Source organism: Agrobacterium sp. 5Ca39 (genome assembly GCF_055382365.1).
On the sequence record NZ_AP026437.1, the window covers coordinates 1,776,936 to 1,798,543 of the forward strand.

General features: G+C 60.3%; 20 protein-coding genes. 8 read left to right on the plus strand and 12 right to left on the minus strand.

Annotated elements, in window-relative coordinates:
- Nucleotides 1-49: 49 nt before the first annotated feature.
- From ACZ47E_RS21850 to ACZ47E_RS21860, 3 genes are all read right to left on the minus strand, one after another.
- The gene (locus ACZ47E_RS21850) at nt 50-964 is read right to left on the minus strand and encodes a TIM barrel protein (protein ID WP_022562986.1); all 915 of its coding nucleotides are present in this window, start codon (nt 962-964) and stop codon (nt 50-52) included.
- A gap of 398 nt (nt 965-1,362) precedes the next feature.
- A complete protein-coding gene (locus tag ACZ47E_RS21855; protein ID WP_309762064.1) occupies nt 1,363-1,737 on the minus strand; it encodes a hypothetical protein in 375 nt (124 codons plus the stop codon).
- 98 nt (nt 1,738-1,835) lie between these two features.
- Nucleotides 1,836-2,327 carry a hypothetical protein gene (locus ACZ47E_RS21860; protein WP_004445587.1) on the minus strand — a complete coding sequence of 164 codons (492 nt, stop codon included), beginning with the start codon at nt 2,325-2,327 and terminating at the stop codon, nt 1,836-1,838.
- Nucleotides 2,328-2,459: 132 nt separating this feature from the next.
- Between ACZ47E_RS21860 and ACZ47E_RS21865 the strand changes: the two genes are divergently transcribed.
- The 7 genes from ACZ47E_RS21865 to ACZ47E_RS21895 all read left to right on the plus strand — a co-directional run bounded on the left by ACZ47E_RS21865 (nt 2,460) and on the right by ACZ47E_RS21895 (nt 8,858).
- On the plus strand, nt 2,460-4,442 hold the full coding sequence (locus ACZ47E_RS21865) for a BTAD domain-containing putative transcriptional regulator (protein WP_004445588.1): 1,983 nt from the start codon (nt 2,460-2,462) through the stop codon (nt 4,440-4,442).
- 8 nt (nt 4,443-4,450) lie between these two features.
- Complete coding sequence (locus tag ACZ47E_RS21870) at nt 4,451-4,879, plus strand: hypothetical protein (RefSeq protein WP_004445589.1); 429 nt, start codon at nt 4,451-4,453, stop codon at nt 4,877-4,879.
- Between the two features lie 37 nt (nt 4,880-4,916).
- A complete protein-coding gene (locus ACZ47E_RS21875) occupies nt 4,917-6,116 on the plus strand; it encodes a YcaO-like family protein (RefSeq protein WP_004445590.1) in 1,200 nt (399 codons plus the stop codon).
- The gene (locus ACZ47E_RS21880; protein WP_022562988.1) at nt 6,113-6,829 is read left to right on the plus strand and encodes a TfuA-like protein; all 717 of its coding nucleotides are present in this window, start codon (nt 6,113-6,115) and stop codon (nt 6,827-6,829) included. Before ACZ47E_RS21875 ends, ACZ47E_RS21880 begins: the two co-directional genes overlap by 4 nt.
- Nucleotides 6,819-7,955: a hypothetical protein gene (locus ACZ47E_RS21885; protein WP_022562989.1), complete on the plus strand. Its 1,137-nt coding sequence runs from the start codon at nt 6,819-6,821 to the stop codon at nt 7,953-7,955. Before ACZ47E_RS21880 ends, ACZ47E_RS21885 begins: the two co-directional genes overlap by 11 nt.
- 138 nt (nt 7,956-8,093) lie before the next feature.
- Nucleotides 8,094-8,531: a helix-turn-helix domain-containing protein gene (locus ACZ47E_RS21890; protein ID WP_006697702.1), complete on the plus strand. Its 438-nt coding sequence runs from the start codon at nt 8,094-8,096 to the stop codon at nt 8,529-8,531.
- A 93-nt stretch (nt 8,532-8,624) separates the two neighbouring features.
- A complete protein-coding gene (locus ACZ47E_RS21895) occupies nt 8,625-8,858 on the plus strand; it encodes a hypothetical protein (protein ID WP_004445594.1) in 234 nt (77 codons plus the stop codon).
- Nucleotides 8,859-9,100: 242 nt separating this feature from the next.
- Here ACZ47E_RS21895 and ACZ47E_RS21900 read toward each other — a convergent pair whose 3' ends face one another.
- The 3 genes from ACZ47E_RS21900 to xylF form a co-directional block, all read right to left on the minus strand.
- Complete coding sequence (locus ACZ47E_RS21900) at nt 9,101-9,883, minus strand: ATP-binding cassette domain-containing protein (protein ID WP_004445595.1); 783 nt, start codon at nt 9,881-9,883, stop codon at nt 9,101-9,103.
- An 18-nt stretch (nt 9,884-9,901) separates the two neighbouring features.
- Entirely contained in the window at nt 9,902-11,215 is a 1,314-nt protein-coding gene (locus ACZ47E_RS21905; protein WP_004445596.1) for a sugar ABC transporter permease, read from the minus strand.
- A 79-nt stretch (nt 11,216-11,294) separates the two neighbouring features.
- A complete protein-coding gene (gene xylF / locus ACZ47E_RS21910) occupies nt 11,295-12,335 on the minus strand; it encodes a D-xylose ABC transporter substrate-binding protein (protein ID WP_004445598.1) in 1,041 nt (346 codons plus the stop codon).
- A gap of 241 nt (nt 12,336-12,576) precedes the next feature.
- On the opposite strand from xylF, the gene ACZ47E_RS21915 reads away from it, so the two are divergent.
- Nucleotides 12,577-13,809 (plus strand): ROK family transcriptional regulator, encoded by a 1,233-nt coding sequence (locus ACZ47E_RS21915; protein WP_022562991.1) that lies wholly within the window; start codon nt 12,577-12,579, stop codon nt 13,807-13,809.
- Nucleotides 13,810-13,825: 16 nt separating this feature from the next.
- Here the strand turns inward: ACZ47E_RS21915 and ACZ47E_RS21920 are convergent, their stop codons facing one another.
- The 6 genes from ACZ47E_RS21920 to yghU all read right to left on the minus strand — a co-directional run bounded on the left by ACZ47E_RS21920 (nt 13,826) and on the right by yghU (nt 21,584).
- Entirely contained in the window at nt 13,826-15,370 is a 1,545-nt protein-coding gene (locus ACZ47E_RS21920) for a glycerol-3-phosphate dehydrogenase (protein ID WP_022562992.1), read from the minus strand.
- Between the two features lie 166 nt (nt 15,371-15,536).
- Complete coding sequence (gene mce, locus ACZ47E_RS21925) at nt 15,537-15,953, minus strand: methylmalonyl-CoA epimerase (protein WP_022562993.1); 417 nt, start codon at nt 15,951-15,953, stop codon at nt 15,537-15,539.
- Between the two features lie 12 nt (nt 15,954-15,965).
- Entirely contained in the window at nt 15,966-18,107 is a 2,142-nt protein-coding gene (gene scpA, locus ACZ47E_RS21930) for a methylmalonyl-CoA mutase (protein ID WP_064263487.1), read from the minus strand.
- A 134-nt stretch (nt 18,108-18,241) separates the two neighbouring features.
- Nucleotides 18,242-20,245: an acetyl-CoA carboxylase biotin carboxylase subunit gene (locus tag ACZ47E_RS21935; RefSeq protein ID WP_112635204.1), complete on the minus strand. Its 2,004-nt coding sequence runs from the start codon at nt 20,243-20,245 to the stop codon at nt 18,242-18,244.
- Between the two features lie 43 nt (nt 20,246-20,288).
- The gene (locus tag ACZ47E_RS21940; protein ID WP_004445608.1) at nt 20,289-20,666 is read right to left on the minus strand and encodes a hypothetical protein; all 378 of its coding nucleotides are present in this window, start codon (nt 20,664-20,666) and stop codon (nt 20,289-20,291) included.
- A 21-nt stretch (nt 20,667-20,687) separates the two neighbouring features.
- Complete coding sequence (gene yghU / locus ACZ47E_RS21945) at nt 20,688-21,584, minus strand: glutathione-dependent disulfide-bond oxidoreductase (RefSeq protein ID WP_022562996.1); 897 nt, start codon at nt 21,582-21,584, stop codon at nt 20,688-20,690.
- Nucleotides 21,585-21,608: the final 24 nt, after the last annotated feature.

The window sequence follows — 21,608 nt, forward strand, 5'->3', positions numbered from 1 at the left end:
ATGCCGGCAGCCGCGTCAGCCGATCGCGGCCGCGCGCAATTCGGTTCCCTCACTCTGCTGCGAGCAGTGTCCGTTCGGCGTTAAGCGTCATCAGACGCCGCGCCGTTTCGAGGCTTGCGGGCTGCTCGGCCCGATAGCGACGGCCGATTTCCATCATCAGAACGGTGTCAGGCAGGAAGGTCAGTTCGGAGAAGATGCTCTCCCATTCAATGTCGCCCCAGCCGAGCGGCATATGCAGATCGCCGATGCCGAGCGCTGTGTTTTCCTGCGGAAAATAGGGCTGGTAGAAACCCTGCGGCCGGCCGAAGGAATCGTGGACATGGAGATGACCGGCGACCGGCGCCATGGCACGAAGCTGTTCACGGAAGTCCAGGCCACGATAAGTGGATTCGAGATATGCATGGCTGAAGTCGATCAGCGCCACGACATTGTCGTGGCCGACAGCCTTAACGGTCGCTGCCACCTCAGCCGGTGTCTGGCGGTATTGGCCGGGTTCGGTGGTGAAGATATTTTCGAGCGCAATCCGCACACCATAGGGCCGGCAGAATTCCGCGAGTTCGAAAAGCGCGTCGCGTTCACGATGATCGGCCTCTGCCCGCTCGGCGATCTGGTCAGCGCGCAGCGCGCCGCCATGCTGGACAAGAATACCCGCACCGATGCGGTCACAGAGAACGGCAAGCGCCTTCGCGGCATCGATCTGGTAGCGGCAGGTCACCGGATCCATGAAGTTGGATGAAACCAGGCCGTGCACCGTGTAACGGAAGCCGAACTGCCTTGCGAGCGACACGAGACGGTCCGCGCGCTCCTCGATGATGCGGCCGCCGGCAATCACGTCGAGGCTGGTGGCGGCGATTTCGACGGTGTCGCAGTCAATATCGGCAAGGGCACGCAAATCGTTTTCAAGCGTGGCGAACTCGCCATCGTCCGAGCCGGCGTTAAAACCGGTACCAATAAGATTGCTCACTTCGTCATCTCCAGAGCTAAGAAAGTCATGCGAATTCGCGCGACCGCGCAGCGCGTCATGCCGCACCGAAAGATCAGGCCGGCCAGCACAGACATGGTCTGTCTCGGCCGAAGCGACGTGATAAGAAAAGTCCGTGCCCGCCGGCGAGGCCAACGGGTGGACCGTGGTGATGCGTCTCCATCGAGACCGATCACTCAATTAAGTTTGTTCATTTACAGCTTTATGACATTCCGCTGAGCGAAGTCCGCAAATCGACGTGGCGGAAGCGGCGCTACAGGGCTGCGGAGGAGCCGGACTGGATATCCACTCAGTTTCGGGGGTGCGACACTCTCCAAGTTCCGATGCCCGAATTAGTGGCGGACGATATCGGCTGTTGAAGCCCGTTTGGGCAGGAGGAGTCAACCGAGATTACGCACCATGAAATAGATCAGCAGACAATGCCCAATCGCAAGCACTGCCCATGCCCATTTCGCGACCCTGATATCGGCGTCGACGACCATGTTGCTGATTTCCGCCCGGCGTCCCGCTTCTTCCCCCTCGCGCACGTCCGAAGGGCGCGGCGGGAACGCCAGCCCGGCTTCCCCCTCTTCCACGACATGAAGCCTGTCTTTATGAGCTTGCGGACGTGATTCCCCCTCGGCGCGCTCCGTCGAAAACGCACGGCTGTCGGAAGCGCTATTCACCGCCAGAAGCTGCGATGACACCCGCCTGTTACGCATGTTACCTTGATTGGGCATCATAATTTTCCACACAATAAAAATAAAAATATGCACCGGTATTCCCCGATCAGGCCTGAGCTCTGCCAGGTGAATCTACCGAACCCCCTCTGCCCGCGCGCCGCGTTCTCCCCTGAACGCGAAGCACCCCGCAATCAGCGCGCCGCGCCCGCGGGAAAACTCCGCCCGCCCGGGTGAGGTTTCGCCTCCCGCTGGATCAGGAAAACTGATTTCTCCACCGGCAGCGGCTCCACCGTCCGGTAACGCTGAAAACGTCTGGAATATTCGAACCGGATGAGCCTGTCGTCGAATTTACCCGCCAGAACGCGATAGCCGTTGACCACCTCGTTCAGGATTTCCAGTTCCTCTCCCCACAGCCAGCCGCCATAGAAAGTGCCTTCGTTCGAACGCAGCACGATCTCGAAGAAGTGTCCGCCCGCCACGGCAGGCATGCGGAAGAGAATGTCGAGATTGTCCTCATCCTGATCATCGCATTTTTCCGCCGACAGCCTTGCATGCGCGACCTTCGCGTGAACCAGCGCCGAGACCGGATAAAACGGGCGGCCCTTGAACCACATGAATTCACTAACCGCGTATCCGACGTCATCGGCGCGCTGGTAAGGCTCAATACGCGGCTCGAATGCCATGTAGCTTCCGTTGAACGCTATCACTTTCGATGATCCCCGATACCTGTCGCCTGCCGGTTCCGCCCGTCATTCACGCTTCTGTTTGCGACAATAGGCAGGCGGCGTCACACCAGCGTCAAATCGAATGCTATGATGACTTTCAATTTCCCGGGCACGTTGTTAGATGGTGATTCAAGGGGGACGAAAGTGGCTGGGAACGATGAACTGATAGCGATCCGGCTTTTTGGCACCCCGCGCTGTGAAGCGGTGCGGGAGGCATTTTTTCCGTCCAAGGGTTTTGCCCTCACGGCCGCCCTGATCCTTGCTCCCAACCAGTCCCTGTCCCGCCAGCACCTCGCATCGCTGCTGTGGGAAGATGTCGAGCAAAAAAGGGCGCTGGGCAATTTGCGGCAGCTCATTCTGCGCCTTCAGAAACTCTTCGGCGACGACGAGGCCATTCTGCTGACGGAAGGGAATGATCTGAAGGCCGGAAAGCTGGCGCAGCGCACGGACCTCGCGCTTTTTCTCGCCGATGCGAGAGCCGAAAACCCGATGCGGCGGCTGAAGGCCCTTCTGGAGTTCGGCGGCGACCTTCTGGAGGGACTGGATGCCGGCCAGGACCATCTCTACCTCTGGCTGCTTTCAGAGCGTCGCCGTCTCAAGGACCTGTTTTTTTCGAGCTACACGCAGCTTCTGGAGGAGCTGACCCGCTTCGGTCGCGCCAGCTCGAATGATATCGCCAGACTTTCCGAGCGCGCGCGCAATATCGAGCCGGAGCGCGAAGAAACCTATCGTGCCGCCATGGCCTCCTATGCGCGGATCGGCAATATCAGCGGTTGCGAGAGCATGTACCAGCTGTTGCTGGAACAGCTCCGCCAGGAGGGACGCCCGCCGGAAGCCGAAACCGTCGCGCTGAGGCGGCGAATACAAAGCCTCACCGCGACAATCGCGACCCCCGCCGAGCCGGAGGAAAGCAGTCGCCGGCAATCGCTGGCAAAACCGCGCGTGGCTTTCTGCCGGCCGGCGCGGGTGGACGGGCTATCCGTTTCACCGGTGATGCAGGCCTTTGTCGAAGACGTCGCAAACAGCCTTGTGCGGTATCGGACCTTCACCGTCCTTTCACCGCACAGTACCTTTGCGCTCTCGCATGACCGGGCGGATGACGGATATGCCATGTTGCGGGCCGATTATCGCATCATGTCGACAGTTTTTGACGATGCCCGCATGTCCGTGGCGCTGATCGAGGAAACGACCGGTGAAATCGTCTGGTCGCTGGAGGCGGTGCTGACCGAAAGGCACATCCACGCGGCCTTCCGGCTGCTGTCCAAACAGGTGGCTGCTGCGCTTGCGCGGGAGATCGAGCGGCTTCAGGTGGAACCCGACCGTAACCACAGTGGCGAGGCTTACCGGCAATTGCTGGAGGGCCAGCAGCTTCTGCGCGGCAAATGCGACCTGCCGCTCCTGCGCAGGGCCCGCTCGATGTTCCGCAAGGCTGTCGATCTCGATCACGGAATGGCGGTCGCCCGCGCCCGCGTTGCGCAAAGTCTGCAACTGGAGTGGCTGATGCTGGGCGGTAACGACCCTCACCTGCTGCACCGCGCCAAGGCCGAGGCTGACGCCTCTGTGGAGATTGATCCGGCCCTCGGCGTCGGCCACTGGATGTGCGCGGTGGTGGCGCTTTATCAGCGGGATTTCGACATGTCTGCCGAGAAATTCTTCGAGGCGGAAGCGCTCGCCCCGAACTCAGCCGACCTGCTTCTCCAGCATGCCGATGCGCTCGCCCATTTCGGTGAGGCGGAAGTCGCGTGGGAAAAATTTCAGCAGGCCATCGACCTCAACCCGCTCGCCCCCGATATTTACTGGTGGGCTGGGGCCAGCATCGCGTTCAAGCGAGAAGATTATGGGGCCGCGGTGGAACTCTGCGGTCGCATGGAAGACGATGAGCCCGCGCTGCGAGTTCTGACCGCAAGTCACGCGCTTCACGGTGATCTGGCCGCCGCCCGGGAAGCCGGCAGCAGGCTACAGGAAAACTATCCGGGCATGACGGCAAGGGAGATCAGCAGCCTGTCTCCGGACCGCGACCCGGTAGCAAACGAAAAATTTTATCAAGCGCTTCGTTTAGCCGGGATCAAATAGGAGAGAATATGTCGTCGCATTTCTTTATCGTCGGGAAAAAGGGTTTTGGCGTTCTGTTCATTCGCACCACGCCGCTCAGGGTTGCTTCGGTATCGCACGAAACGATCACCGCCTATGAGGCGAGCCACCCCGGCGTGGATGGTTACGCCCGCGTGGCTGCAGCAGCCAAGGCCATGCTTGTCCGCCAGGACGGCCAACCTGAAGCCGAGCTGGACCAGGTCCAGATTCAAGGCATCGAGGCGCTTGTCTCAGGCGGCGCCGTCGTGTCCGAAGCCGATTTTGCCTTTATCGGTGAAGTGGTCGATGCCGGCTGGGATTTCAACCGCATGGTGCTGACGCCGATCGAAGCGGCACTGAAGGCAGTCGGGCCCGCGGGTTCGATCACCGGCGAATTGTTCGACGCGATCCTTGCCGACGACCCGAACGCCGCGCCCTGACGGCGATTGTGAAGCCTTGACCGCTCAAGGTCCTTCCATGTCAGCGACAACGGACAAAGGTGATGCAGACGCTTCCATCTTCGATCCCGAACTGCTCCGGCGGTTCGGGATTACCCGTGTCGGCGACGTGACCGGCCTCGATATTGTCGGCATACCCGTTTGGTTTGCGGTTCGCCCCAATTCGCGCGGTTTATCGGTGTCACAGGGCAAGGGACTAGTTCCGGCGCAGGCGAGGCTCTCTGCCGTGATGGAGGCGATCGAAGGCGCGGTTGCCGAGGATACCCGCAGACACACGGTCGCTTTCGGCTCAATCCACGATATGCGCGACAAGGGTTTTCCCTTAATCCCCTTCGAGAGCGTTGGCAGGGTCGATATGGACATGCTCGACCCCCAGCGTGAACGCGCGTGGGTGAAGGGAACATCGGTTCGTCGGCAGCAGGAGATCTACGCTCCCTTTGAGCTGATCGGCATGGATTTTCGAGCGGATTTCCCCTGGGACCGGCAAGCCTTCCTCATGAGTTCGCAGGGCCTCGCAGCCGGTTTCAATCATGACCACGTCGTCCTCCATGCCCTGCAGGAATTGATCGAAAACGACGCCTGCTTTCTCGTGGACGCTTTCGAAACCCGCGCCGTCAGCCCCAGACCGATCCTGTTGCCAGCGGGCGTCGAAACATCATTCGACAGGCTTGTCCGGCATCTTTCGGACCTCGGTCTGCCGCCCTCCTTCTTTGACATGACAAATGCACTCGGCGTGCCGGTGGTGATGGCAAGCCTGCCGCGGTCGCTTCATGCGCAGGATGGGCCGGCGACCCGCAGCGCTGCCGGGGCGGCCTGCCGTCCCGACGTTTACGACGCCGCGCTTGCCGCGCTACTGGAGGCGGTCCAGTCGCGGTTGACGGATATTAGTGGTGCCCGCGACGATCTCTCCCCGCTTCGTTATCGGCGTGACGGGGTTGCTTCCAAGCCCGTGGCCCCTGGGGCAAATCAGGCAGAACAGGCGCCGGGCAGTCTCGACTTATCGCGTTTCGAAACCTTTTTGCCGCCATGGCGCCAGCTTGCGGAACACCTTTTTGCGCATGGCATCGACGATGTCCATGTTTTTACGCTGAAAACGGGCCTCTCCGGGCTGCACGTCGTGCGCGTCCTGGCAAGCGGGCTGGCCCCGCTTAGCCGCGGAATGCAACGCCTATCGCAACGAACGCTCGAGGGTTTTCTGAAGGCCGGGAGGACGACATGAAACCGGTGGTTTTCGCGGGCCCATCCATCCACGGCATTGCCGGCCAGTTCGCCGGCCTTGATCTTCGCGGCCCGGCGGCATGCGGCGATATTCTCGATGCGGTCCGTCAAGACATCAAGGTCATTGGGCTGATCGATGGGCTTTATGGCGATTGCGCCGCCGTCTGGCACAAGGAAATCCTTTACGCGCTTGCATCAGGCGTCACCGTTTTCGGTGCCGCCAGCATGGGCGCGCTGCGCGCGGCAGAATGCGCCGCCTTTGGCATGATCGGCATTGGTCACGTCTTCGAAGACTATCGGGATGGACGGCGTTTTTCCGATGCCGATGTGGCCGTGAACCACGCCCCAAGAGAGCTCGGTTACAGCCCGCTCACTGTCGCGCTGGTTGATGCCGAAGCAACGCTCGCGGCGTGCGGAACCTCCTTCGGGCCCGCAGAGCGGAACGCCCTGCTGGATGCCGCCCGCTCTCTGCATTTCACCCGCAGGACCTGGCGCTCCGTCACCACGGAGGCCGGTCTCGAAGCCGAAGCGGCAAATCTTCTCGCCGCTCATGCTGTTTCCGTCAAACGAAACGACGCCGCCCTGCTTCTGGCCATACTGAACGGCAGCGCGTTACCGACCCCGCCACCGCCAGGCTGGAAATTCCAGAATACTCTCTTCTTCCAGCAATTGGCGTCCGGACGGACCGCGGGAGGTCCACGCGGTGACCACTGATCAGCCTTCGCCTCTGATGGCCGATTGTGGTGGCCTCATCGAGACGATCGCGCTCTCGCTGCCCGCCGCTTGGTTTGCCGACGCCGGGATCGGCTTTACCGTTTCACCTCTTGTTCCCATCGGTAACCTGCTTTTGACCCTGCCGCGAAATGTCGCGGTTCTTCTGCTGGTTGATCGTCCGTGCCTTGCAGCCGCGCGGAGCTGGCTCGATCGTCTCGCTGTCACCTGCCAGGTAGACTTGGTGACGCTTGATGAACCCGGCACCGTTCCGCACCCGTGGATACAGGATATGTTCCATGTCCGGCTGCGCGCAGACGCCCTGACACCGGAATTGGTCTCAAGCGGGGAGAGCGCTATAAGCCAGGCGCTTGCAGTCCGTTTCGGGTTTGGGACCGCAATCTCCGATGTCATCCTGCCCGGCGGCAACCAACTTGTCGGCCCGGATTACCGGCTGGTCGGCCACGCCAGCCTGCAGGGCGGCGCACAAAGCGCGCGGAGCGCGCCGGCCACCCTTTCACGTCGTTGGCTGCGGATCGAGGCTCTTGACCCACGGGCCGTCTTCAGCTTCGGCTATAGGCCGGAAGACCTCGGCGAAACAGTCCAACCAGACCTTTCGCAGACGGGGTCCGGACCGGCAATGGCCGCCAGGAACATCCACCAGTGCGGTTTCCACGTCGATCAGTTCGTTTCGATAACCGGACTTCGGCGCGACGGGCGGCCGCTTCTGCTCGTCGCCGATCCGGAAGCCGGTGACATGCGCTACCCCCGTGCCGCCGAGGAGCTGAAACGGAAGCTGGACGCGTCTGCTCTTTCACTCGCGCGCCAGGGTTTCGCCATCCTGCGAAATCCCGTGCCGGTTTTGCCCACCATCGACACCAACAAATGCCTGCCGAGGCTTTACAACAACGTCCTCCTTGAAAACGTGACGCGCAACGGCGAGACCCAGCCGTTGGTCTGGGTTCCGCATTTCGGCGATCTGGAACTGCTCGCGGACTTCGATGCGGAAAATCGGCGGATATGGGAAAGCCTCGGCTTTCGTGCGATCGGCGTTTTGGGATTCAGTCATCTTGCAAGCCGCAACGGGGCGTTGCGCTGCGCTACAAAGGTTATAATGCGGGGCCTCTGACAATCGATTCCAGATGAAAAACCCTGTTCTTTTAGCAATAAAGGTTCATAATACCCGTGGAAATTGTGTTGAATGTATACCTTCGACAATATTAATTGACGATCATCGAATTAGCCCTCACAGCCGGAGGAATTTGTAATGCAAGCGAAACTACCCAGCCCGATCGATGTGCATGTGGGCGCGCAAATCAGAATGCGCCGCAAGTCGCTCGGCATGAGCCAGAGCGCGCTGGCCGGGCGATTGGGCATCACCTTTCAGCAGGTGCAGAAATACGAAAAAGGCGCCAATCGCGTCGGCGCATCACGCCTGCAGGCCATAGCATCCATCCTCGGTGTAGAGGTCAGTTCGCTATTCGCCAATGCCACGCCCGACGGCGGAGAAGCCAATCCGGCCCTCGGCTCGATCAACGCCATGCAGACATTTGTCGCCTCCAACGAAGGTTTTTCGCTCAACCAGGCCTTTTCGCGCATCAGGAGCGCCGCCGTGCGCAAGAGCATTGTTGCCCTCGTCACATCATTGGCAGCTTCCGAAGCCATTGAAAATGCTGGCACCGCGGAAACCAAAAACGACGATTGACGCAGGTGTGACGCTCGCGTGACGCTCGATGTGGTCGAAAATGAACAACGCGGTTTCACGCGTTCTCATACCGTCGACTGTCGAGAGGGAATCATGGTCACGCCTACCACAGCAGTACTTGAACAGGACGATGCAGACGAGATTCTGGCGCTTGGGCGGATGGTTTCCTACCTATGCCAGCGGTCGAAATCTCTGGAACTCGGCATGTCGACCTATTTCCTGGAAATGGCCTTGTTGTCGCTCGCCCAGGACATCAATCAGCACGGCCTGCCGCTCACAGCCGCGGAGGCGAATGGGGGTGGTTTCGCTCCGGCCGACCTCCATTGAACAGGCGGCTGGCGTAATCTGCAGGATTGAGCGCCTCCATCTCGATCTCCGGTCATGAGGCGTCGGTCCGCTTTTTTCGTGCCGCTCCGGCGCGGCCGGTCCGTCGGTAGCGCTTCCGGTTTTCTGCAAATCCAATGACAAAGGCCCGGCTTACCACCGGGCCTTTGTCATCAACAAGCGCTGCGAAAGGAAGTCCGAAGCCGCTTCGGATTTTGCGCGTCTTCGGACGGAATATTCGACAGTCAGGATACGACCGCGCCGGGGCCTGCCACGGCACCCGCAGGCACCTTGCCCAGAATGATCATCCCGAGCACTTCGTCCTTGGTCACATCCTGGGTGCGGGCATGGCCCACCACCTTGCCGTTTTTCATCACGAACACACGATCGGCGAGATCGAAAACGTCGTGAATATCGTGGCTGATGAGAAAGATGCCGATGCCCTGCCGTTTCAGCTCCTTGACGAGATCGCCGACCTGCGCGGTCTCCTGCGGACCGAGCGCCGCCGTCGGTTCGTCCATGATAAGGATGCGGGCGTCAAAGAGAATGGCACGGGCAATGGCAACGGACTGCCGCTGGCCGCCGGACAGCGCCTTTACCGGCTCCTTGAACCGCCGAAAATTCGGGTTGAGACGTCCCATGACCTCACGCGCGGAGGCTTCCATGGCGACATCGTCCAGCGTGCCCCATTTCGTCTTCAGCTCGCGGCCGAGATAAAGATTGGCTGCCGCATCGACATTGTCGGCCACGGCAAGCGTCTGGTAGATGGTCTCGATGCCATATTTCTTGGCGTCACGGGGATTGCGGATATCCGCCTCTTCGCCATTGATGAGGATATCGCCGCTATCGCGCCGATAGGCGCCTGAGAGGATCTTGATCAGGGTCGATTTGCCTGCGCCGTTATGGCCGAGAAGGGCGACAACCTCGCCGGGGAAAAGATCGACAGAGGCGTTTTCCACCGCGTGGATGCCGCCGAAGGAAATGGAAATATTGCGCATTTCCACGAGGGGCGTGACTTGGTCCGTCATAAGAGTTCTCCTCGGTTCTTACTTGGCGCGGGCGCGATAGATGGTGTCGAGCCAGACGGCGACGACCAGAACCACACCGACGACGATGCGCTGGAAGGGCGTATCGATGCCCACCAGCACCATGCCGGATTGCAGCGACTGCATGACGAGCGCGCCGAGCATCGCACCCGCTATGGTTCCGACGCCGCCGGCAAGCGAGGTGCCGCCGATGACGGCTGCCGCGATGGTGTAGAGTTCATCGAGCTCACCCTGGGCATTGGTAGCGGCATTGAGGCGAGCGGTTGAAATCGCCGCGGCGATGGCGCACAGAACCCCCATCAGCGTGAAGATCTTCACCGTGACCCAGCGGGTCTTGATACCGGCAAGTTCGGCAGCTTCAGGGTTACCGCCGATGGCGAAGACATACCGTCCGAAACGAAGCCGTGTGGCGATAAAGGTCATGACCGCACCGACGGCGAGCGCCATCAAAACGGGAATGGCGATGCCGTGCGGAATGAACAGGCCGCCATCCGGCCAGGCGATGCCGTTGGCATCGGCATAGTTGCGGGCAATGTTGACCGGCCATGGGTAGCTGTTGACGACGGCCACGAAACCGATGACGACAAGGCATCCGAGCGCGGCCAGAAAATACTCCGCCCAGACGGGCCGTAGCGGAAAGCCGAAACGTCGGCGCTGATGACGTGAATTCAGGATTGCCGCCACAATGGCGACGCAGGCGACGGCCGCGGCTATCCAGCTCCATGTCGCACCGATCGAGCCGCTGGTGCCGCCCCCCATCAGGCGGAAGGTGGAATCCATCGGCGCCACCGTGCGGCCGCTGGTGATGAACCACGTGCCGCCGCGCCAGACGAGCAGGCCACCGAGCGTCACGATGAAGGAGGGTACGTTGAGGAAGGCGATGATGGAGCCCTGCAACATGCCGATCGCGCCGCCGACGAGAATGCCGACCGCAAGCGTGACAATCCATGTGGCCCAATGTTCGAAGCCAAGGATCTGCGGCAGGATTTCCGCCTGCATGACACCCATGATCATACCCGAAAAACCGAGGATGGAACCCACCGAGAGATCGATGTTGCGGGTGACGATGACGAGGACCATGCCGGTTGCCATAACGGCCACGGACGCGGTCTGCACGGAAAGGTTCCAGAGATTTCGCGGCGTCAGGAACAGGCCGCCGGACAGGATATGAAATCCGATCCAGATCAGAAGAAGTGCGCCGACCATCCCGAGCAGGCGGGTATCGAGTTCCGTGGCGCTGATGAAGCGCGCAATCGAGCCGGTCTTTTCCGTCTTGGCGGACGCTGTGGAATTGGATTGGGTCATATCGGCCATGAACTGCCGGTGCTCCTCACATCTTAAAGGGCGCCGCGCCATGAACCATGGCGCGGCGCCCGAACCGGGACATATTCGATCAGTCGCAGGCCTTGACGGACCCGGCCTTCACGCCCTGGCAGGCGGTTTCCTTCTTGATCCAGCCCGCATCGATAACGACGTTCAGATTGTCCTTGGTGATGGCGATCGGCTTGAGGAACACCGACTGCATCGTCACCTTCTTCGGACCTCCGTCAAAAGCGGTGACGCCCTTGATCTCCGTCATCTTCTTGCCACCGGCCAGTTCCAGCGCGATGCCGGCTGCTTCCTTGCCGAGTTCGCGGCTGTCCTTCCAGACTGAGACGGTCTGTGTGCCGAGCGCGACGCGGTTCAGCGCGGCGAAATCGGCATCCTGCCCGGAAACCGGGACCGACCCCGCCAAGCCCTGCGCGGCGAGCGCGGCGATTGCGCCACCGGCCGTACCGTCATTCGAGGCGACGACCGCATCGACCTTGTTGTTGTTCTTGGTCAGGAACTGTTCCATGTTCTTTTGGGCATTTTCCGGCTTCCAGCCATCGGTATAGGCTTCGCCGACATTCTTGATCTTGCCGCCGTCGATGGCCGCCTTCAGCACTTCCTGCTGGCCCGCAAAGAGGAAATCCGCGTTCGGATCGGAAGATGAGCCCTTGATGAAAACATAGTTGCCTTCCGGCTTCACCTTGAAGACTTCGGCTGCCTGCAGACGACCGACTTCCTTGTTGTCGAAGGTGATGTAGAAGGCGTTCTTGTTTTCGATCAGGCGGTCATAACCGACAACCGGAATACCCTCGGCAACTGCCTTTTCAACAGCCGGGCCGATGGCGTCGCTGTCCTGCGCCAGGATGATCAGCGCGTTGGCGCCCTGGGAAATCAACGATTCCACATCAGTCAGCTGCTTGGCCGCGGATGACTGCGCATCGGCGGAGATATACTTTGCGCCTGCCTTGTCGAGGGCTGCCTTGATGGCCGCCTCATCGGTCTTCCAGCGCTCTTCCTGGAAATTCGACCAGGATACGCCGACGACGAGGTCAGCCGCAATAGCGGCCGTATGCAGGGAAACGAGTACGGCTGTACCCGCCAGAAGCTTGGCAAATGAATTCATGATGTCCTCCCGGTAAGAGCGCTGCCCCACACCTCCATGCGGGGAAAACGCCTGAAAAAGCTGCCGGTCGCTGTGGTTTCACAATTTTCTCGACAGTCGAGAAAATTAATGTCAGAGATTCCCTATGCTGTCAACAACGGCTGCGGGCAGCATCCGGGTGCCTTGATCTTGTCCAGCACATGCGCCATGGACAGGTCTAGCACGACAGGAAAAAGGCCGTTCAGGGAGCATGCCCCAGCCCATGTCCGCCATTGCAAGCACGGAACTGGTGCGCCAGAAAAACAGCCTGTCGGTGATGGCCGCACTGCGCCTGCACGGCAGTCTCTCCCATACGGACATGTCGACTTTCACCGGGCTTGCTTCAGCAACCGTTTCCGCCATCACCACCGAGCTTGAGCGGGCGGGCCTCATATTACGGAAAGAACAGCTTGCAACCGCCGGTCGGGGCCGGCCGCGCATTCTCTTCGGGCCACGCGGGGCTTTCTGTCACGTCGCCATCGTCATCATTTCTTCAGATAGCGTGCAATATTCGCTGGTCAATTATGCCGGCAAGCTGGTGGACCGCTTTACCGAACAGAGGATCGCCGCTGAAAAAGGCACGTTCGGCGGCGCGATCCTTGGCGGTCTTGCACGGCTTGCCGACCGCTCACGCATCGACAGTCATGATATTCTCCAGGTCTCGATCAGCAGCAAGGGGCTGGTCGATGCGGGCGCGGCAACGCTTCTCTGGTCTCCGGTTCTCGGCGACGAAAAGATAGATTTCCAGCAGCTTGTTTCGCAAGACGGGCGCACCCGCGTGACGTTGAACAACGAGACGCTGCTGGCCGCAAAAGCCATCTGGATGGGAGAGCATGCGAAGGGCAATCCCGCGCCGGATGCCCTTGTTACCCTGTCGCTCGGCCATAGTATTGGCCTTGGCGTCGCGCGTGCAACGGGCGGCACGATCGAGGTTAGCGCCCCCAACTTCGGACATATGCTGCATCTGGCCGACGGCGCCTTGTGCCGCTGCGGCACCAAGGGCTGCATCGAGGCTTATTCCGGCTTCTACGCCATCCTGCGCTCGGCTTTCGAGGCCCCACCGCAGGCCGAACCTGCGAAGTTCGTGCCGATAGCCGAGGTGGACAAGATCGCCGCTTCAGCCCGCGCGGGGGGACGCATGGCGCGGTTTGCGTTCCGCACCGCTGGGCTGGCGCTCGGCAACGGCCTTTCACGCCTCTTCAGCCTGCATGGTCATATGCCGGTTTTCATCACCGGCCCCGGCACGCGTTATTTCGACCTCCTGGAAAGCGGCCTGCGCGACGGGCTGGCGCAATCGCAAGCAGTGCGTTTCGGCGGCATGCCGGAAATTGTAATAGCACCGAACGAACCGGAACTGGTGTTCGAAGGGCATATGGAACACGCTCTTTCCGCCGCCGATGACTATATATTGAGTGCAGAAAGCTTTCCGAAACCGGCGAGGAACTCCACAGCCTGACACTAGCGGAAGACGTTCAGGCTCGCTCCACCGCAGCTTCCGCCTCTTTCCTTCCACCCGTCAGCTTGGATACGAAGTCATCCAGCTCGGCGGCCTCGGCCTTGTTCAGGCGAAGGCCCTGTTTCGTGCGTCGCCAGAGAATGTCCTCGGCCGTGCAGGCCCATTCCTGCTCAACCAGCCAGCGCACCTCGCATTCATAGAGCGTGCCGCCGAAATGCCGGCCGAGCCCGACGGCATCGGTAACGCCGCCCAACAATTCCGCAGCCTTCGTACCGTAGTTTCTGACTAGCCGCTCGGCATGGTGTCTATCGAGGAAAGGATATCGGGAGACAAGCGCCCGCACCTGCGTCTCATATCTCTCCGCGCCGAAATCTCCGCCCGGCAGGTGTGAGCCCGCCGTCCATGGCTTGCCCTTCTCGCCGATCGCCGCGCCGATCTTTTCCAACGCATGTTCCGCCAGCCGTCGATAGGTGGTGAGCTTGCCGCCGAAAATATTGAGGAGTGGAGCTTGCCCGTTGCCCTCCTCAACCTTCAGCACGTAATCGCGTGTGGCTTCCTGCGCTTTCGAAGCACCATCATCAAAGAGCGGCCGCACGCCGGAATAGGTCCAGACGATGTCTTCCGGCCGAACCGGCTCGCTGAAATAGTCGCTGGCGGCGTTGCAGAGATAGGAAATCTCTTCTTCGGAAATGCGAACCTTGGCCGGATCGCCCTTGTAGTCGCGATCCGTGGTGCCGATCAGGGTGAAATCCCGCTCATAGGGAATGGCGAAGATGATGCGGTTGTCAGGGTTCTGGAAGAAATAGGCGCGCGGATCGGAAAACTTCCGGCGCACGATAACATGGCTGCCCTGCACGAGCCGGACATTATGCACATCCTTTCGCCCGAAGACGCCGGAAAGCACCGTATCCACCCAGGGACCAGCGGCGTTCACCAGCATACGTGCCTTGTGCACGCCCGCACGGCCGGTTTTTTCGTCCAGAGTTTCGATGAGCCATAGCCCACCTTCGCGTCGTGCGGAAACGACCCGCGTGCGGTTCATGATCATCGCGCCGCGATTAGCGGCATCGCGCGCATTGAGAACCACGAAACGGGCATCATCCACCCAACCGTCGGAATATTCGAAGGCCCTGGCAAAAGCCGGCTTCAGAGGCTTTCCAGCCGGGTCCTTCCGCAGATCGAGCGTTCGGGTGGCTGGCAAAAGTTTCCGGCCGCCGAGATTGTCATAAAGAAACAGGCCAAGCCGAACCATCCAGGCCGGGCGCACCCCGCCCTTCTGAATGGGCAGGACGAAACGCATGGGCCAGATGACATGCGGTGCCATGGCCCAGAGAATTTCCCGCTCCATCAGCGCCTCGCGCACCAGACGAAACTCGTAATGTTCGAGATACCGCAGGCCGCCATGGATGAGCTTGGTGGCGGCGGACGACGTGCCGGAAGCGAAATCGCCTTTTTCCGCAAGCGCCACGGAATAACCCCTGCCCACCGCATCACGGGCAATGCCGCAGCCATTGATGCCGCCGCCGATGACAAAAAGATCAAAAATGTTTTCGCTGGACATGAAGCCTCCGCGACAATGCAAGGGAGAAACCCTTTATGGAAAGACAATTACATAAAAACGAAAACAAAACGAATGTCAAAAGAAAACAAACGAACCCCGAAAGCGCACGTAAAAGCGCCACCGTGGCCATTGCCTCACAGGGTCAGCCTCCTAGGAGATTTATGTTTCAGCCGTGTGTCTGAGAAACCTGCTCGAGTTCGTAAAGCACCCCGCCCATATCCTTCGGATGCAGGAAAAGAACGGGATTGCCGTGCGCGCCGATCTTTGGCGTGCCATCGCCGAGAATACGGACGCCTTTTTGAATGAGGTCGTCGCGCGCCGCCAGTATATCCGGCACCTCGAAGCAGAGATGATGTGTGCCGCCGCCCGGATTGCGTTCGAGAAAAGCGGCAATCGGCGAGTTTTCGCCGAGCGGGTGAAGAAGTTCGATCTTGGTGTTATCAGCCTGAATGAACACCACCGTCACACCATGTTCCGGCAGCGATTGCGGCTCGGAAACCCGTGCGCCGAGCGCCGTGTATCGCGAAACAGCGGCATTAAGATCAGGCACCGCAAGGGCAACGTGGTTCAATCTTCCGAACATGGCCGCCTTCCCTCACACGTTCCGCCTGATGCCTTCGAGCAGGTCGAGCACCTTGTTGGCCGCATCCATGACATTGGTACCGGGGCCGAAGATTGCCGAGACTCCGTGGTCGAGCAGGAACTGATAATCCTGGCGCGGAATGACCCCACCGACAACAACGATGACGCCTTGCGCGCCTTTCTGTTTCAGCGCCTCGACCAGCTGCGGCGCAAGCGTCTTGTGCCCTGCGGCGAGCGACGATATGCCGACCACATGCACCTTGTTCTCAACGGCAAGCTCGGCCGCCTCCGCCGGGGTCTGGAACAGGGGACCGGCCAACACGTCGAAACCAATATCGCCGAAGGCAGACGCAATAACCTTTGCGCCACGATCATGCCCATCCTGCCCCAGCTTGGCGACCATGATGCGCGGTTTGGTGCCGATCCGTTCAGCCACACCTGAAAGGCGGGCGGCAAGCGTAGCGAGTTCCGGCTCATCCTTATAAGCCTCGCCGTAGATATCGCTCACCACCTCGGGCACCGCAGCGTGGTCTCCGAAGGCCGCGCGCAGCGCATCGGAAATCTCTCCCACCGTGGCGCGTGCACGGGCCGCGACGACGGCGGCTTCGAGAATATTGCCCTTGCCGCCGCGGGCCACCTCTGAAAGCGCCTGCAAAGCGGCGGTCACGTCCTTGCCATCGCGGCGCCGGCGCGTGTCTTCGATGCGGCGGATTTGCGCGGCCCGCACGGCGGCGTTATCGATATCGAGAACATCGATATCCTCTTCATTCTCGAGACGATAGCGGTTGACGCCGACGATCACCTCCTCGCCCTTGTCCACCGCCGCCTGCCGGCGTGTCGCGGCCTCCTCAATCAGCCGTTTCGGCAGGCCTTCCGCCACGGCCTTTGTCATGCCGCCAAGCGCCTCGACCTCCTCGATCAGCGCCCAGGCCTTCTCGGCCAGCTCATTCGTCAGGCTTTCGACATAATAGGAACCGGCCAAGGGATCGACGACCCGGGTGACGCCGGTCTCATGCTGGAGGATCAGCTGGGTATTGCGGGCAATGCGGGCGGAGAATTCCGTCGGCAGCGCAATCGCCTCATCAAAGGAATTGGTGTGCAGTGATTGCGTGCCGCCGAGCACGGCCGACATGGCCTCGAAGGCAGTGCGGACGATGTTGTTATAGGGGTCCTGCTCCTGGAGCGACACGCCCGATGTCTGGCAATGGGTGCGCAGCATCAGCGAGGACGCCTTTTGCGGCTTGAATTCCTCCATGATGCGTGACCAGAGCAGGCGCGCGGCGCGCAGCTTGGCCGCCTCCATGAAGAAATTCATGCCGATGGCGAAAAAGAAAGACAGGCGGCCGGCAAAATCGTCAACATTCAGCCCCTTGGCCAGCGCCGCCCGCACATATTCACGGCCATCCGCGAGTGTGAAGGCAAGCTCCTGCACCAGCGTCGCCCCGGCCTCCTGCATGTGATAGCCGGAAATGGAGATGGAGTTGAATTTCGGCATCTCCCTCGCCGTATATTCGATGATGTCGGCGATGATCCGCATCGAGGGTTCGGGCGGATAGATATAGGTGTTGCGGACCATAAACTCCTTGAGGATGTCGTTCTGGATGGTACCGGAAAGCGCGGCACGCGGCACGCCCTGTTCCTCCCCCGCGACGATAAAATTGGCAAGAACGGGGATGACCGCGCCATTCATCGTCATGGACACCGAGACCTTGTCGAGCGGGATGCCGTCGAACAGGATTTTCATGTCCTCGACGCTATCGATCGCCACGCCCGCCTTGCCGACATCGCCCTCCACGCGCGGATGGTCGCTGTCATAACCGCGATGGGTAGCGAGATCGAAGGCGACGGAAACGCCCTGCTGACCGGCAGCCAGCGCCTTGCGGTAAAAGGCATTCGAGGCTTCCGCGGTGGAGAAACCGGCATATTGGCGGATGGTCCAGGGCCGTCCCGCATACATGGTGGCGCGCGGGCCGCGGGTGAAAGGCGCAAATCCCGGCAGGCTGTTCAGATGGGAAACATGTTGCAGGTCGTCGGCCGTATAGAGCGGCTTGACCTCGATACCCTCGGGCGTGTGCCAGACGAGTGTGTCCGGTGAGCGCTTCAGCTCCTTTTCAGCAAGGTGAAGCCAATCCCGCACCGTTTTTTCACCTGACATGCATCTCTCCCCGTTTGCATTTCGCTCTAGCATTCCAGCGGGAGATCAAGGCAAGATTCGCCCGGCCCGTCCGCAGGTCCGACGCGGTAAACCGCCCCGGCCGGTATCCGTTCCGGAAAAACCGGCAGCGACCTTCACTCGAACTCGAGAATAACCTCATCCACAGCGAGACTATCGCCGGGTTTCGCCGCCACTCTCGCAACACGACCGCGTTTTTCGGCACGCAGGATGTTTTCCATTTTCATGGCTTCCACCGTCGCCAGTGCCTGCCCGGCCTCTACCTCGTCACCCTCATCCACCGAAATACCGGTGATGACCCCCGGCATGGGGCAGAGCAGCAGTTTCGACGTATCCGGCGGCAGTTTTTCCGGCATCAGCAGCGCCAGTTCCGCCACGCGCGGGCTGCGCACGCGGGCGAGAACATCCATGCCACCCCAGCGCAGACGAACCGCTGCGCCTGCAAGATCGACCTTGACGGCAATGACCTCGCCCGCCACCGTAAACAGGCCAAGGCTTTGACCGGGAAGCCAGCCGGTATCGATGGTGAGCGCTGTCCCGTCTTCAAAACTGACCGCCGCGCCATCCGCACCGGTTTCAATGCTGAGCCGGTGGCGAAACTCACCAAACGAAACCATCCAGTCTTGCCCGATAATGCGGCGATGATTGCCGATGGTACCGGAAATTTCCACCGCTCGGTTCTGCACACGCTGATTGATGATAGCGGCAATGGCAGAAAGCCTGCGTGCTGCGGCTTCATCCGGCTCGACGCCGGAGAAGCCTTCCGGAAACTCTTCCGCGATGAAGCCCGTCGTGAGCCTGCCAGAGCGAAAGCGCTCATGCTGCATGACGGCCGACAGGAAGGGCAGATTGTGGCCGATGCCCTCCACTTCGAAACGGTCGAGCGCCTGCCCCATGGCATCGATGGCTGTTTCGCGATCCTTGCCCCAGCTGCACAGCTTGGCGATCATTGGATCGTAATACATCGAAATCTCGCCGCCCTCGAAAACGCCGGTATCGTTGCGGAGAATGGTGCCGTTTTCCTGCGCCCCCTCCTGCGGCGGCCGATAACGCGTCAGACGACCGATCGAAGGAAGGAAGTTGCGATAGGGATCCTCGGCATAAAGCCGGCTTTCGATCGCCCAACCGTTCAGCTTTACATCCGCCTGTCCGAAGGACAGTTTTTCACCTGAGGCCACACGGATCATCTGTTCAACCAGATCGATGCCGGTAATCAGTTCCGTTACCGGATGTTCCACCTGCAAACGGGTGTTCATTTCGAGGAAATAAAAGTTGCGGTCGCCATCAACAATGAACTCCACCGTGCCGGCGGAGTGGTAACCGACCGCTCTCGCCAGCGCCACGGCCTGCTCGCCCATGGCTTTCCGAGTCACCTCGTCCAGAAACGGCGACGGCGCTTCCTCGATGACCTTCTGGTTGCGCCGCTGGATAGAGCATTCGCGCTCCCCGAGATAAAGGATATTACCGTGCTTGTCGCCCAGCACCTGAATTTCAATATGGCGCGGCTGGGTGACGAATTTTTCGATGAAGATGCGGTCGTCACCAAAGGAGGATTTCGCCTCGTTTTTCGAGGACTGGAAACCCTCGCGCGCCTCAGCGTCGTTGAAGGCGATGCGCATGCCCTTGCCGCCACCGCCGGCAGACGCCTTGATCATGACCGGATAACCGATCTGCGAGGCGATCTTCACCGCCTCATCCGCATCCTCGATCAGCCCCATGTGGCCGGGCACGGTGGAGACGCCGGCTTTCGCAGCCAGTTTCTTCGACGTGATCTTGTCACCCATAGCCTCGATCGCGCCGACGGGCGGACCGATAAAAACGACACCCGCCTTTTCCAGCGCCTGCGCAAAGGCGGCGTTTTCCGACAGGAATCCGTAGCCCGGATGGACCGCATCCGCTCCGGTCTTCTTGATCGCCTCAAGGATCTTGTCGATGACGATATAGGACTGTGACGAGGGTGCCGGGCCGATATGAACGGCTTCATCTGCCTGTCTCACATGCAGCGCATTGGCATCGGCATCCGAATAGACCGCAACGGTGGCGATGCCCATCTTCTTCGCCGTCTTGATGACCCGGCAGGCAATCTCGCCGCGATTGGCGATGAGGATTTTCTTGATCATGCGGTTGTTGCCCTCTCCCTCAGCACAAACCCTTAAACAGCCCTCAAATCTCGAAAAAATTCTCGAAGGATTCCGGGAAATTCTGCCGGGCGACGCGTTCGTCTATGACGAGCATTGCCTGATAGGAAACAGGGTCGAAATTTTTCTCCGCAGGTACGACCTCGCGGCCGAAAAGCAGGTTGAGGCGGGCGGCGTCGAGATTGCCGCGCTCGAAGGGCTCGGCACCGAAATGGTGCCAGAGCGAGTGCAGAAAGGCGGCATCGATGCGATGCTCCTTGGTGTCGTTGCGCGCCCGGCGGGGTATCATCTTGATCGGTGTTACCCCTTTGGGGTTGGCGCGGCGGATGGTGAACTGGACGCCCGTGCTCGGCATACCGGAGGGAAATCCCTTGTGTTTGGTCATTTCGGGCAGGTTCGCCATCTTTAGTCCTTCTCGTATCTGTTACGCCTTGCCGATCTTGTCCTGCGTCTTCGTGTCGAAGTCGGAGGCATCGTGGCGTTCATGCAATTGTTCAGACGGATCGCCGGAGGTCTTGTTGACGATCACGCCGCGTTTTACAGCAGGGCGTTCGCCGATTTCCAGTGTCCAGCGCATGACGTTCTTATAACCGTCTGCTTCAAGGAAAGCACCCGCATCGCCATATGCCTGGCCAAGCGCGATCTTGCCATACCACGGCCATACCGCCATGTCGGCAATCGTGTATTCCGAACCGGCGAGATAACGGTTTTCGGCGAGATGGCGATCCAGCACGTCGAGCTGGCGTTTGACTTCCATGGCGTAACGATCGATGGCGTATTTGATCTTGATCGGCGCATAGGCATAAAAATGGCCGAAACCACCGCCAAGGAAGGGGGCGGAGCCCATCTGCCAGAACAGCCAGTTCAGCGCCTGCGTGCGCGCATTGCCCTCCTTCGGCAGGAAGGCGCCGAATTTTTCCGCGAGGTAAACGAGGATGGAGCCGCTTTCGAAAACGCGCGTCGGCTCCGGCGTCGAATGGTCCATCAGCGCCGGGATCTTGGAGTTCGGGTTGACCTCGACAAAACCGGAACCAAACTGGTCGCCTTCGCCGATCTTGATCAGCCAGGCATCGTATTCGGCGCCCTTGTGGCCGGCGGCAAGCAATTCTTCCAGCATGATGGTGACCTTCTGGCCATTCGGCGTCGCCAGCGAATAAAGCTGCAGCGGATGCTTGCCGACGGGAAGTTCCTTTTCATGGGTGGGACCGGCGATCGGCCGGTTGATATTGGCGAACTGGCCGCCATTGCCCTTGTCCCAGGTCCAGACCTTGGGCACTTCATATCCGGCGGGGAAATTATCTGCTGAGGATTTTTCGGCCATGAAAATGTGTCCTTGTGCGTTTCA

Coding starts and splice junctions, on each gene's coding strand:
- ACZ47E_RS21860 (WP_004445587.1), bottom strand. CDS start 2,327: ATGGCATTCGAGCCGCGTATTGAGCCTTACCAGCGCGCCGATGACGTC.
- ACZ47E_RS21865 (WP_004445588.1), top strand. CDS start 2,460: ATGACTTTCAATTTCCCGGGCACGTTGTTAGATGGTGATTCAAGGGGG.
- ACZ47E_RS21870 (WP_004445589.1), top strand. CDS start 4,451: ATGTCGTCGCATTTCTTTATCGTCGGGAAAAAGGGTTTTGGCGTTCTG.
- ACZ47E_RS21875 (WP_004445590.1), top strand. CDS start 4,917: ATGTCAGCGACAACGGACAAAGGTGATGCAGACGCTTCCATCTTCGAT.
- ACZ47E_RS21880 (WP_022562988.1), top strand. CDS start 6,113: ATGAAACCGGTGGTTTTCGCGGGCCCATCCATCCACGGCATTGCCGGC.
- ACZ47E_RS21890 (WP_006697702.1), top strand. CDS start 8,094: ATGCAAGCGAAACTACCCAGCCCGATCGATGTGCATGTGGGCGCGCAA.
- ACZ47E_RS21895 (WP_004445594.1), top strand. CDS start 8,625: ATGGTCACGCCTACCACAGCAGTACTTGAACAGGACGATGCAGACGAG.
- ACZ47E_RS21900 (WP_004445595.1), bottom strand. CDS start 9,883: ATGACGGACCAAGTCACGCCCCTCGTGGAAATGCGCAATATTTCCATT.
- ACZ47E_RS21905 (WP_004445596.1), bottom strand. CDS start 11,215: ATGGCCGATATGACCCAATCCAATTCCACAGCGTCCGCCAAGACGGAA.
- xylF (WP_004445598.1), bottom strand. CDS start 12,335: ATGAATTCATTTGCCAAGCTTCTGGCGGGTACAGCCGTACTCGTTTCC.
- ACZ47E_RS21915 (WP_022562991.1), top strand. CDS start 12,577: ATGTCCGCCATTGCAAGCACGGAACTGGTGCGCCAGAAAAACAGCCTG.
- ACZ47E_RS21920 (WP_022562992.1), bottom strand. CDS start 15,370: ATGTCCAGCGAAAACATTTTTGATCTTTTTGTCATCGGCGGCGGCATC.
- mce (WP_022562993.1), bottom strand. CDS start 15,953: ATGTTCGGAAGATTGAACCACGTTGCCCTTGCGGTGCCTGATCTTAAT.
- scpA (WP_064263487.1), bottom strand. CDS start 18,107: ATGTCAGGTGAAAAAACGGTGCGGGATTGGCTTCACCTTGCTGAAAAG.
- ACZ47E_RS21935 (WP_112635204.1), bottom strand. CDS start 20,245: ATGATCAAGAAAATCCTCATCGCCAATCGCGGCGAGATTGCCTGCCGG.
- ACZ47E_RS21940 (WP_004445608.1), bottom strand. CDS start 20,666: ATGGCGAACCTGCCCGAAATGACCAAACACAAGGGATTTCCCTCCGGT.
- yghU (WP_022562996.1), bottom strand. CDS start 21,584: ATGGCCGAAAAATCCTCAGCAGATAATTTCCCCGCCGGATATGAAGTG.